At 43.8% G+C, this 12,866-nt stretch carries 8 protein-coding genes, 1 tRNA gene and 1 pseudogene; 3 read left to right on the top strand and 7 right to left on the bottom strand.

What is annotated here, in order from left to right; all coding sequences use genetic code 11:
* Window positions 1–156: 156 nt before the first annotated feature.
* Entirely contained in the window at window positions 157–1,476 is a 1,320-nt protein-coding gene (gene urtA, locus QUA70_RS10205; protein ID WP_333330649.1) for an urea ABC transporter substrate-binding protein, read from the bottom strand.
* A gap of 609 nt (window positions 1,477–2,085) precedes the next feature.
* Here urtA and QUA70_RS10200 point away from each other — a divergent pair.
* The 3 genes and pseudogenes from QUA70_RS10200 to QUA70_RS10190 form a co-directional block, all read left to right on the top strand.
* Window positions 2,086–2,527: pseudogene (locus QUA70_RS10200) on the top strand (7-cyano-7-deazaguanine synthase); the annotation flags it as partial.
* A gap of 114 nt (window positions 2,528–2,641) precedes the next feature.
* Window positions 2,642–3,532, top strand: coding sequence for a phosphate/phosphite/phosphonate ABC transporter substrate-binding protein (locus QUA70_RS10195; protein ID WP_333330646.1), 891 nt, complete (start codon window positions 2,642–2,644; stop codon window positions 3,530–3,532).
* A gap of 270 nt (window positions 3,533–3,802) precedes the next feature.
* On the top strand, window positions 3,803–5,710 hold the full coding sequence (locus QUA70_RS10190; RefSeq protein WP_333330643.1) for an ATP-binding protein: 1,908 nt from the start codon (window positions 3,803–3,805) through the stop codon (window positions 5,708–5,710).
* Window positions 5,711–5,778: 68 nt separating this feature from the next.
* Here QUA70_RS10190 and QUA70_RS10185 read toward each other — a convergent pair.
* The 6 genes from QUA70_RS10185 to arsS form a co-directional block, all read right to left on the bottom strand.
* Window positions 5,779–5,851, bottom strand: a tRNA-Ala gene (locus QUA70_RS10185).
* Between the two features lie 120 nt (window positions 5,852–5,971).
* Window positions 5,972–6,700: an HAD family phosphatase gene (locus QUA70_RS10180; RefSeq protein ID WP_333330641.1), complete on the bottom strand. Its 729-nt coding sequence runs from the start codon at window positions 6,698–6,700 to the stop codon at window positions 5,972–5,974.
* A gap of 64 nt (window positions 6,701–6,764) precedes the next feature.
* The gene (locus tag QUA70_RS10175; protein ID WP_333330638.1) at window positions 6,765–7,664 is read right to left on the bottom strand and encodes a methyltransferase domain-containing protein; all 900 of its coding nucleotides are present in this window, start codon (window positions 7,662–7,664) and stop codon (window positions 6,765–6,767) included.
* Between the two features lie 248 nt (window positions 7,665–7,912).
* Window positions 7,913–10,471, bottom strand: a complete 2,559-nt coding sequence (locus QUA70_RS10170) for an ATP-binding protein (RefSeq protein WP_333330635.1) — start codon at window positions 10,469–10,471, stop codon at window positions 7,913–7,915.
* A gap of 288 nt (window positions 10,472–10,759) precedes the next feature.
* Window positions 10,760–11,485 (bottom strand): TVP38/TMEM64 family protein, encoded by a 726-nt coding sequence (locus QUA70_RS10165; protein WP_333346754.1) that lies wholly within the window; start codon window positions 11,483–11,485, stop codon window positions 10,760–10,762.
* A 103-nt stretch (window positions 11,486–11,588) separates the two neighbouring features.
* The gene (arsS, locus tag QUA70_RS10160; RefSeq protein WP_333346757.1) at window positions 11,589–12,575 is read right to left on the bottom strand and encodes an arsenosugar biosynthesis radical SAM (seleno)protein ArsS; all 987 of its coding nucleotides are present in this window, start codon (window positions 12,573–12,575) and stop codon (window positions 11,589–11,591) included.
* Window positions 12,576–12,866 lie beyond the last annotated feature (291 nt).

The raw sequence follows: 12,866 nt of genomic DNA, 5'->3' as shown, positions 1-12,866 counted from the left end.
CAGTTGCCCCTTATTAAGGGAGTAGGGATTGACGAAAGAATGCTCTTACTCCCCCCTTATTAAGGGGGGGCGGGGGGGATCTCCGGGTTTAAAGACACGTCCTAGGGGGATCGAAGATACGTTGTCAACGTTAAGAAAATTGGTATTACCTACTTATCAAGCTTTGAATTTTCCACCTTTTGCGGGGTCTGACCAATCGCAAGAAAAGCCTTTTGTTTCAGCGACAAACTGATTCCAAGGCACCGGCTTCACTGCTGCTGGTGTAGCAAAAGCGATGTTAAACAAACCGTCTTCTCTCACTTCGCCCAACCGCACAAATTTAGAAAGGTGATGGTTAACATCCATCGTTACTGTGCCCCCTGGCGCCTCAAAGGTTTGACCCAAAGCTGCTGCCCGCACTTTTTCCAAATCGTCGGCTGTCCCTGCTTTTTCGACGGCTTGCTTCCACAGGTAAACCATGATGTAAGCTGCTTCCATCGGGTCGTTAGTGACTCTATCGTTGCCGTATTTTGCCTTGAAAGCTTCCACAAATTTTGTATTGGCCGGAGAATCCACAGTCATGAAGTAATTCCAGGCGGCGTAATGGCCTTTAAGATATTCTACGCCGATCGCCTTTACTTCTTCTTCTGCAATACTGACAGACATTGACGGATACCTGTCCGGCCCCAAACCTGCACCCTGCAACTGTTTGAAAAATGCTACGTTGCTGTCGCCGTTGAGGGAATTGAAAATGACGCCCCCGTCTGGCAACGCTGCCTTAATTTTAGTAATAATTGGCGTGACTTCTGTACCGCCCAAAGGAATGTAATCTTCTCCAACTACTTCGCCGCCTTTTGCTGCTAGCTGTGCCTTGATAATGGTATTTGCCGTCCGGGGGAAAACGTAGTCAGACCCGACTAAGAAGAATCTTTTTCCTTTATTTTCTAGCAGCCAGTCAACTGCTGGTTCGATTTGTTGGTTCGGTGCAGCCCCGGTATAAAAGATATTCTTGGAACACTCTTGACCCTCGTATTGTACGGGATACCAGAGCATATGATTTTTTTCTTCAAATACCGGCAATACTGCTTTGCGACTGGCGGATGTCCAGCAGCCGAAGACGGCGACAACTTTATCTTGGTCGATCAATTTTTTGGCTTTTTCGGCAAAAGTCGGCCAGTCTGAGTTGCCATCTTCTATTACTGCTTCGATTTGTTTGCCGAGGACGCCGCCAGCTTTATTGATTTCTTCGATCGCTAATTGTTCGGCATCGACAACGCTTTTTTCGCTGATTGACATCGTGCCGCTCAACGAATGCAAAATTCCTACTTTGATCGTGTTTCCGCCACCTGCTGCTGGTGTTCCTGTTGAAGTTGGAGAAGGAGAAGCGGCGGGAGTTGCTGTTGGAGTGGGAGTCCTACAAGCTTTGAGAAATAAACTTGATGTTAGGGTAGCAGAACTGTATAAAAGAAATTTCCGCCGATCGAATCGCTTTGTCATTTTTTCTTGTTACTCTTGAATAGATGAGTCAGATGATTGAGAATAATAACACATAGCGACTTGATATTAAGACTCCCTTAATAAGATAGTTGTATTTTTGGATACAAAATTTATTATTAAGTAAATTAATGTTTAAGGAGAATTTTCAACAATTTACAGTACAGTCTCTCAAAACGGGTGGCGATCGCACTGCGCTTTGAGTACGATCGCACTTGTGTAAATCACCTTGATTGTCGAATAATAAATTATTTGTCGCTTTAACAAATTAATGTCGTCTGACTACGATGAGCTGAAGTCCTTGCTATCTAAGGATTAGAGCAGCTTTTCTCACACCGAAATTACAGCAGTCACTTGAACACGCTCATTATCGCTATTTAAACTTTTGACAACTTCTGTGTCGCTTCTTAAAAAACGGGACTTGCAAAAATTACGGCAGCGTCTAACAAATTAAGCTTGATTTTTTGAAAAAACAGCTTAAAATGTTGATTAGACAATCAAAGTCCTTTTCAGGCGTGCTGGTAATAGGAGATTGTACTCGATCGAACTCCGTTGAGGCGATCGCTCCCTTCAAAGCCATTGCAGGAAAGCCAGACGCTTTTTGGCGCGAGCACCCTCGATCAACTCTCCGAAAGCATCCCGATCACCTACCTCCGGCAATACAATTTTCCTAAGTTTTGGCTTCGCCTGGGCTGAAAGTCTCAACGCCGATCGCGTTTACATTGGCGTCAAAGCTTTAGACTATTCCGGCTATCGAGACTTTCGCCCCGATTATATTCAAGCCCTGCAAGAAGTATTGCGGCTAGGGACAAAACAAGGGAGAGAAGGCGAAGCAATTTCTATCTCAACACCGCTGATTGAGCTAAACAAGACAGAAATCATTAAATTAGGCAATAATTGGAGAGTGCCTTCGGAAAAAACTTAGTCTTGTGACGCCGACGGTGAAGTTACTTGTGGCGTTTGCGATTCATGTCAGTTACCACGGGCAGCGTTTAAGGAGTTAAGTTTACAATATCCGCTGCCTTACGCTGCTAACCCAAACACCGAGCAATAAAAATTTTGCCGCACTGAAGTTTAACCAATGGATAATCTATTTTAATGAAAGCTTATTCCAAATAGCTTATAATAGTTAGGCAATTTTCAACTGCCACTAAAAATCCTAAAAATTATGAAGCGGCGGCATTTTGTTGGGTTATCCCTATTGTTTGTAGCAAGCTGTTCTACAACAGTAAATCAATCTAATCGTAGTTCTTCCAATTTGACCCTAAGTGAACCAGAAACCCTTGAATTTGCCGTAACTGATGTTAAGGGAGCAGAAGATTTGCAGCAAAATTATCAAGCATTTCGGACTGTTCTTGGGGAAGTTTTAGAGAAAAAAATTGAATTGTTCCCAGTAGATAACTATATAGAAGCAGCCGTAGCTCTCCAGTCCGGTCAGCTAAAATTAGCTCTAACAGGGCCATCTGAATATGTGATTATGCGGGCGCGGACAAATGCTGTTCCCATCATTGCCATCACCCGCCCCGACTATCACTCAATTATTGCTGTTCCTGCCAATAGCGAGATTAAGTCAGCAGCACAGTTGAAAGGTAAAACCATAGCTATGTGGGAAATAGGTGCAACTGGTGGTCATCTAAGCCCGATTAAAATTCTCATGGATGCTGGCTTAAATCCCCAATCTGACTTCAAAATCTCAATGTTGGGAGAAAAGGGTTTGCAGGCTCTTAAAAAAAACCAAGTTGATGCCTTAGGAATTGGTGTGAATAGATACAACGATTTACTAAAAATAGATGGTTTATCGGCCAATGATTTTCGGATTATTGCCACCGGGAAACCCTTACCTAGTGACTTGTTTGTAGCTAGTAGTAACCTGCCTAATACTCTGGTTGAAAAAATCCGCCATCGCCTGGTAGAAAATCAAGAGAAGCTAATTCAAGCAATTTTAGTTGGAAAAGCTAATGATAAGTATCAAGGAGCTAAACTGGTGCCAGCAAACGACAGTGATTATAACATAATTCGTGAAGTTTATAAAGCCATTGGTCAGGGGAATGTCTTTTAAGGTTAAATTTTATCTAATGCCGACTTTGTAGTAGGGCTTAATCCTTAATTCATAAACTCTAGGGAATATTCCCCCTACTAAGCTGTTTGGCATTTAAAATACGATAGTAGGGTGCGGAGCGTACAGAAGTGTTTCCCAAGTCGGCGTAAGTGTTATAACTGACGCACCCTACAAGCCTCGTTAGTGGTTTAAATGCGTAACAGTTTACGAATAAGAGACTTTATGTGCATTTACTAATAAAATTGTTAAAATTTAGCTCAGGTTGCCAGGATGCAAAAATTTGAACAGGGAGAAAATGGGGCTGTAAGCTTCAACAATCTTACCCTCAATAGACGAAAAAATAAGGTTGCTGTGACTGAAGGCGATCGCGACATCAAAAATTCTCTCCGAAAAACTCCCTTGACTGCCATTAACCGCTTAATTTCTCGCTTAAGCATTGCCAAAAAAATTACTTATGGCTACTCCGTAGCAATTGGAATAGCCGTACTAGGAACCACAGGGGGAATGATCTGTGGAGACTATTACCAAAATCAAGCATTCCAAGCTTTAACCTTCGCCGACGAGCAACAAGATTTGCTCAGGGATTTAGAATATTCTGTGCAAGCAGTGCAGTCACATCCCAAACGGCTAATCTCTGTATTGGGAGATTCAATCTGGTTTGAATATGAAACTGCTAAGTTCTTGAAAGATGTTGATGTAGTCCAAAAAAATATTGCTGAACTAGCTTTTTTTACGGAAGAACATTCCACAAAATTAGCAGTAAAGTCGGTTGAGTTAAAAGGATTATTAAACGGCTACACAACTGCGACAGATTCGTATTCTCAATTGCTCAAATCTTTTTGGCAAGAAATAGAGCCCTCCTCACTAAAACCAGAGGAAGTTAAAGAGGCACAGCAGCAGGTATTGGATTTAATCAGAGGGGATAAAGCAGTTAAGCTGGATGTTAAGTTTGAGCGGCTGTCAGAGAGTTTGAGCTTGATGACACAAGTAGCTAAGGCACAGCAGAGACAAGCCTACATTAATTTTAATAAAGCTGAGGAATTGCGAGTCCAAATCATCGTAGTGAGTATGTTAGTATCAGTCGCGATCGCTATTTTTCTAGCCATCTGTACCAGCCGCGCGATCGCCCTTCCTCTCCAAGCGGTAACGAGGGTTGCTAAAACTATTACTCAACAAGCAAATTTTGATTTGCAAGTACCTGTTACTACAGAAGATGAAGTGGGAACCTTAGCCAAATCCATCAATCAATTAGTTGAATGGGTAGCAGAATACACCCATGAATTAGAGCTGTATCGCCAAACTTTGGAAGAGCGAGTAGAAGAAAGAACAGAAGAACTTACAGCAGCACTTTACCAACTTAAGCACACGCAAACCCAGTTAATTCAAACCGAAAAAATGTCTAGTTTAGGGCAGATGGTGGCCGGGGTAGCCCATGAAATAAACAACCCTGTTAACTTTATTCACGGCAACCTAGAATACGCCAACCAGTATATTATAGATTTGCTAAAGTTAATTCGTCTCTATCAGCAGGAATACCCGCAACCCACCGAGGCGATCGCAGAAGAAATCGCAGAGATAGAACTAGACTTTCTCACAGAGGATTTACTAAAACTGCTTGAATCTATGAAAATAGGTTCAGAACGCATCCGGCAAATAGTTTTGTCTTTGCGAAACTTCTCTCGCTTAGATGAATCTCAAATGAAATTAGTTGATATCCATGAAGGCATTGACAATACACTATTGATTTTGAACAGTCGCCTCAAGCAGGGAATTGAAGTTATCAAAAACTATGGAGAATTGCCAGAAATAGAGTGTTATCCAGCGCAGCTAAATCAAGTATTTATGAATATTCTAGTAAATGCGATAGATGCACTAGAAGAGTCAGGGAATAACTCTAAAAAAAGTAAAATTCCTCAGATTTTAATTCAGACGCAAAAGTTGGACAGTAGCCAAATTTTGGTGCGAATTAGCGATAACGGCCCTGGCATTTCACTCGCAATCCAAAGTAAGCTATTTGACCCTTTTTTTACAACTAAAGAACCAGGAAAAGGCACGGGCATTGGCCTGGCAATTTGCTACCAGATTGTGGAAAAACATCGGGGAAAAATAGAGGTAATTTCATCTTTGGGAGGGGGAGCAGAGTTTGCGATCGCACTTCCGGCCTCCTCTCAAACTTGAAGCTAGATATTGTCTATTATGATCACATTAATGTGTTAACGACGACACATAATTTGTTATTTGACATATGGAGAATAGCGGACTCGAACCGCTGGCCTCTGCGGTGCGATCGCAGCGCTCTACCAACTGAGCTAATTCCCCGGATTGAGTTTTAATTTAGCATTTTAGATGCGGGATTGCCGAATCTAAAAGGCTTACAGGTCTTGCTTGCTCTCACGTTCGCAGACCGTCACCTACACTAGCACGTAACTGCTAAAAAGGTCAAGTTTTTTCCGCAGCCGGCTCAGTGGGGGCGATCGAGCAAATTTGCGCCACTCTGTCCAACTCTAAATCAGCAAAATAGTCCACCGTCCAATTAGCTTGGCGCTGGATCATGTGAAACGGGTAAGTGTGAGTCACACCCGCTACCTGAATCCCCGCTTTTTTCGCCGCTTCAATTCCCGCAAAAGTATCTTCTAGCGCCAAACACTCGATCGGTTGCAGGTTAAATTCGGGATATTTCTGGTTGAGAAGTTCCACAGCCAATAGATAGCCGTCAGGTGCTGGTTTGCTCGCCCTCAAGTCGTCGCCTGCGACAATTAACTCAAAGTTTGCTGCCAAACCGGCCCGATCTAACACCCATTCTATCTCCGATCGCATTGCTCCGCTAACTACGGCCATTTTCAGTCCGGCGATCCGAATTTTGTCAATAAATTCTGCCAAACCGGGATAAATCGGCAGTTTCTCCAAAGTATCTATTTGAGCTTTGTAAGCTTGGGCCTTGCGCTGCAGCAGTCGATCGAGATATGTTTCTGTTAGATATCGTCCTCGGCGCTTGAGCAGTTCGGTAATGCAAGCGCGATCGCTCCTTCCCAAACAAATTTCTCGAAACTCCCCACGTTTGAGCTGGAGATTTTCATCGAGCATCAATTGATCGATTATTTTCTCGTGAATTGGCTCGTCATTAACAATCACGCCATTAAAATCAAATAAAACTGCTTTTAGAGTCATTAGTCATGAGTCATTAGTCATTAGTTTGCTAACAGTTAACAATTAACAGGCAACAGTTAATAGATCAAGCAGGAGCTGGAATGCCTGGTAAATCGCCATCAAAATCAGGAGTTCGATCGCCCAAATTCCACCCCCTTGCCACTCGCATCTGTTCCAAATCTTCCCCAGGCAAAGGTTTAACGCCCTGCGTCACCTGATGCACCCACCAGTGTTCCTGAGTTTGCACCGCCGCGAATCCAGCAGCCCCCGCCCAAGCATCGACGCAGCCAGCGGCGTAAGACTTAATATAAGGCTCTTCAAAGATATCAGTCAGCCACTCTGTCTGCCGCAAAGTTTTTTGATTTCCGTCCAAAATTGCCACTTGTCCCCCAACCTTCAGCAGTCGGAAGCTTTCTCGCAAAATTGCCCGCGATACAACAGGTGGCGTCTCGTGAAACAGCAAGGAAGCTGCGACTAAATCGAAGCTGCCATCGCCAAAAGCAACGCTTTCGGCATTTCCGTGCAACCACTGGATATTTAAGCCGGCTTTTTGCGCTTTCATTTCGGCAACTACCAGCATATAAGGCGACAAGTCCAGCCCGACAACTTCCGCTTGGGGAAAGGCTTGCTTGAGCATGAGCGTTGTCGAACCAGTGCCGCATCCCAAATCGATAATTCGGCGCGGTTTCACCCGCACAGCGTCAATTAAGCCTTGCCTGACGACTGTTTCGTGGGGAGGCAAAACATATTGCGTGATTGGATCGTAGGAAACCGCGGCACTGGGGTTGAGGTAGCCGCGTTTAATGCCGTGAAAGTTTTGGCTGCTGTAATATTCGGGATAAACTAAGTCGGGTTGTCGGTAGCGATCGCCCGCTGTTTCCCAATCGATGCCTTCGTAGAGTCGTTTCAGTGCTTCTTCGTCGATCGCCAGTCGAATCAGGGGCGACAAAAAGCGCTCGAAAATTGTATCCTTGCCAACAGCCATAAAACTCCTTTAACAAAAACTCTTCTCATTTTAGCCAAGGCCCGTCAACTTAGCATTAATTAAAACTTTTTGTCCCCTCCAACATCTTCCCTCGAACCTCTATCCCTTACCTCGGTTACAAACTCCGTGGGCTTCCATTCCCACTTCCTCCTGATACCTGTTTCCAAAAATAATGCAACTCTAGATAATATCCAAAACCTTGTATTATCAGGTCTTCCCAAATTTAAAATCTAAAATCTAAAATAGTCTTACTTCCCGTTACTAATAGGAACTTTTACCAAAAACTCCGTGCCGCAGCCCGGAGGTTGAGAAATTGTGATGCTGCCCCCGTGTCCATCCACTACAATTTTGTAGCTAATTGCTAATCCCAAACCAGTGCCTTTGCCCACCTCTTTAGTAGTAAAAAATGGGTTAAAAATTTGGTCTTTAACGCTGTCGGGAATACCGGGGCCGTTGTCGGCGATCGCCACTTTCAGAAATTTAGCGCCATGTTCGCGAACTACTCCCGTGGAAATAGTAATAATTTTATCCAGGCGATCGATCTCGTTCAAGGCATCGATCGCATTACTCAGCAAGTTCATAAACACCTGATTGAGCTGAGACGGATAGCACTCGACTGAAGGCACTTTCCCGTATTTCTTGACTATATAAATTCTATTTTTAATGCGGTTAGAGAGCAGCAGTAACGTATTTTCTATACCTTCGTGAATGTCCGCCAGCTTTTTGTCAGATTCATCAAGGCGAGAAAAGTTTCGCAAAGAAAGAACTATGCTGCGAATGCGTTCGGTTCCTATTTTCATAGAATCCAATATATGCGGCAAATCCTCCTCGATAAATTCTAACTCGATTTCTTCGGTAAAATCGGCGATTTCCTGGGGAACCTCTGGGAAGGCTTCTTTGTATAAACTTACCAACTCTAATAAATCTTTAGTATATTTGCTGGTGTGAGGCAAATTAGCCGAAATGAAGTTAACGGGGTTGTTGATTTCGTGCGCTATTCCAGCTACCATTTGACCGAGGGATGACATTTTTTCGCTCTGCACTAAATGAGTTTGAGTCTTTTTCAGTTCATTTAAGGCACTATTAAGTAGTTTTACTTGGTCTTGGGTTTGACTGTAAAGGTGAGCTTGAGTAATTGCGATCGCCAATTGGTCGGCCACGGCTTTTAACAGTTGGATTTCCTCCGTGCTCCAAAGCCAATGAGTAACGTGGCTGCAAATTAAATAACCCTGCGGCTGGTTTTGAGTCTGGACAGGTACGGCTAAATAGCTATTAGCTTTAAGTTCCGGAGGTTGAGTTACACCCTTCGCCCAAGTGTCGCTCGAAAGAATAATTGGTTCGCCTTGACCACTCCGTAATAACACATTTTCGAGAAAGTAAGACTCAAACTTTATGGCTTGTGTCGGAGAATCAGATGGGCAAGATTCCCACAGGATTTTTAACCTTTTGTTTTGCGGCTCGTACCAACCAAAAGCCGCCCGTTCTAGATGCAGCAAACTTACTACTTCTTCGACTGTACTTTGCACGATTTGGTCTAATTCCAGGGAAGCGCGAATGCGTCCTGCAATCCGGTTGAGCATGGCTTCCCGCTCCGCTTGAGCGCGATTGTTTTCGGAGGAATAAATTAGCCAAATTGCTGCTAGCATTGCCGGGATGAGCAGTCCGGCGACTACGGATGTCAGCAAATTTAATGCTTGTAGTTTGGATTCAATATTTTCGCGGGGAATTACTAAAGCCATCGACCAGTTAACTTCCTTGAGGGGTGCGTAGGCTACATACACCCATTTTTTGTCTATTTTTACCAGTTGGATGTTCGTCTGGCGGTCGATCATCTGCCGCGCAATTGTGGAGAGTGCGGGGTCTTGTGACTGTAAAAAGCTTGGGACCTCGCGGTCGATATTTCCGATTAAGTTATTGTTGGGATGAACAATTGGCACTCCTTGTGAATTGAGCGCAAAAGCATAACTATCGGAACCGTACTGCAAGCTGTTAGCGACAGATGTTACTCTGTCTAATTTAATGCTGCCCGATAGGACTCCAATTACTTGATTGGGAGCGGGAGGCAAAGCCCAAATAGGAGCTGAAATGATGATCGTAGAAACTTTTGTACTGCGGCCGATCAGCGGGTCGGAAACGTTTAGGTGTCCGGCCATTGCTTTTTGGAAATGTTGGCGGTCTTTGCTGTTCGCGCGGTTGCCTAGAGTGTTGATAAATGAGCCGTCTGGTTGAGTTAATGACAGGATGAAATACTCTTTTAACCTGTATATTTCTCCTTGCAACCGGGGTTCGACTAATTGCCAATTGAGAGTGCCAACCGTAGGATCGTAAGCAATGGTTTCTATTTCTGCTTTGCGGCTGCTGAGCCAGCGGTCGATTTCGTCGGTGCCTTTTTCGAGTTTTAATAGTGCTATTTGCTTTAAATTGTCGAGGATTAGTCCACGCACAAAAAAATAGCTGATGCAAGCAGTTGTGCTAATGGTTAAAGCGCTGGTGGTCAGAATTAGCAGGGTCAGCAAATGGCGGCGCTGCCGTCTGTGCTGCCAAAGACTGTGCGCTTGCTGCCACCGTGATTGAGCCGAATTGCTGATGTTTTGCCAAAAGCGGCGCAGCTTTTTTGTTTGTGGCGGCGGCGCAGACACAGATCTGGCTTGATTGGCTGGGTTTTGCATCATCAAATGTTCCCTCAGAGTCAACTTCATCAAACGGTCTTCGTCATTCGGCAGACTTAATATCAGGTAAGTAGTGAGACAGTTTAAGAAAAGAATGCAACTGTAGCCAAGATTCAAATCCTGGTAGCCATCAGTCATTCGCAATCTAAAATCTAAAATTTAAAATGGTATGACTTACATTCCTGACTGCAAACAATTTTTCTTATGGTTGGGCGCTCGCCTTCTATTTTGGCATCAATTTTATATTTCGACCTTCGGTTTACGTATTTGAGGTTTGTGCTTTACGATATCTTTAATATCTATCTCGTTTGTATAACAAAATAATTGTAAATAACACAGAGAAAATACGGAGTTTTTTAGATTAGCAATGTATTATAATGTATGAGTAAAACTCTCTTGACAGTTTTACCAATTTGTGCTGTGGTTTCAAGGAGAAATTTTTTCGTCTAAAGCTTTTTTAGCCAAGCGGGTTGCATAAACGGTGAGGGCGATCGTTGCTAGCAAACCAATGCCGTAGAGAGTCCACTCAGCAGCAGTGCGCGATCGCCCGCTAGATCCAAGTGCAGCCAAACTCCCGGCCAGGGAACCGATATAAACATACATGACTGTTCCGGGAATCATGCCGATCCAAGATGCCAAAAAATAGTCTTTTAGAGATACCTGCGTGACTCCAAAAGCATAGTTAAGCAAATTAAACGGAAAAATGGGAGAAAGTCGCGTCAGCAGCACAATTTTCCATCCTTCAGAGGCAACTGCGGAGTCGATCGCCTTAAATTTTTGATTGCCTTCTATCTGTTTGGAAACCCAGTCGCGAATTAAATACCGCCCTACCAAAAAAGCGCAAGTTGCGCCTAAAACCGAGCCGATGGAAACACAAATCGAACCGCCAACGACTCCGAACAAAACGCCAGAACCGAGAGTCAGCAAGGAACCGGGGATAAATAAAACCGTTGCTACAATGTAAATTAAAATAAAAGCTGCCGGGCCCCAAGGGCCGAGACTCGCGATCGACTCCAGCACATTTTTCAGAATTCCTTGAAAGTTGAAAAACTGGGTCGCTGCAATCAAAGCCACAGCTAAACCAATCCCTAAAATCAGCTTCCACCTATTTGATGGCTGCGGATTTTCATCGGGCGATCGCGAATCATTCATTACCTAAACTCCCCACTCATTCATTCATTGCATACACCATAAGGTTTGTAGTTGCGCTTTAGCGCTAAAAAACTTTGTAATAAAGCGCAACTTTTCCCTTAAATTAAATCAAAGTACCGCCGCAGCTAGAACCGCTACCCGCCGTACAGCCGTAACAATAAGCAGCCGTTTGCACCTCTTGAATCACATCTAAACTGCCAGATGCGAGCAATTTAGCAGTATTTATTTTTTCCCCATTGCCAGTTTTCGCCGGCAGATTTTCCATCTGGTTAAAATCGCAGTCGTAGACATTGCCCAAATAGTCGATCGACAATTCGTTACGACACATTAAATGTTCCAGAGTACCGGGATTAAAATTATCCTCCAAAAACCCGACATAAGGCTTGTGCAGTTTCTTATGTTCCAAATGAAACTTAGTCCGTCCCACCGGCAAATTAGTAATCGCGAACAATTGATTAAAACAAATCCCAAAATGTTCTGCTAAATAAACCTTGTAATCTTGCTCTAACTTGCCTTGTTCCGGTGTTAGCGAAAATTTGTCTGTTGTCGGCACTTGTGGATTGTACACCAAATCCAGACTTAAATTTGGGTTTTTCCCGTATCCCAACTGATTTAGCTTTTGCAGCGCCCGAATCGAACTGTCAAAAACACCGTTGCCACGCATTTTGTCCACATTGTCAGCTTGGTAGCAGGGAAGCGACGCCACAATTCTTAGTTGATGCTGCGCGCAATATTCGGGAATATCCTCAAAACCTTTTTCAAAGTAAATCGTCAAATTAGAACGAACAATTACCTCTTTACCTGCCGCCCTGGCAGCTTCTGCTAGCGGTTTAAAACCGTAAAGCATTTCGGGAGCACCGCCGGTGAGATCAACAGTTTTAATTTGAGGAAAGCGGCGAATAATTTCAATTAATTGGTCGCAAATTTCCGGGGAAAGTTCTTCTGTTCGTGTCGGGCTAGCTTCTACGTGGCAGTGAGTGCAAGCCAGGTTGCAGCGTTTGCCGAGATTAATTTGTAAAACTGTAATCTGCTTTTTAGTTAAAGCTGAGTGAAGTTTGTTTTTGAAAGGGGTGACTGCTGTCTGAATCATGTGCTAAACTTTTTAGTCTATGCTCGCAACGGATTTAGAGGCGTTCCGGCGGAACGCCTCTGATAATTTAGCACTAATTCTGTGGATGCGACAGCGACAAATTTTAACCTGTCGCTATAAAGTTAATTGAAACTCACATCTTGCACTATTTTTAAGAACAAACTTTCCGGCCTGTTCCACAAAGAGTGAATTTCTTGTGGGGAGTAGGGGTTGGGCCGGAGAGCCCGCCCGTACAAGGCTTATTGACAATACTGCAACTCAGTTAAAACTCACATCTTGCACCATTCTCGC

This window comes from Microcoleus sp. LAD1_D5 (assembly GCF_036702115.1).
Taxonomy (GTDB): Bacteria; Cyanobacteriota; Cyanobacteriia; order Cyanobacteriales; family Microcoleaceae; genus Microcoleus.
The sequence above is the reverse complement of the archived record's forward strand: the minus strand, read 5'-3'. Positions and strand labels throughout refer to the sequence as shown.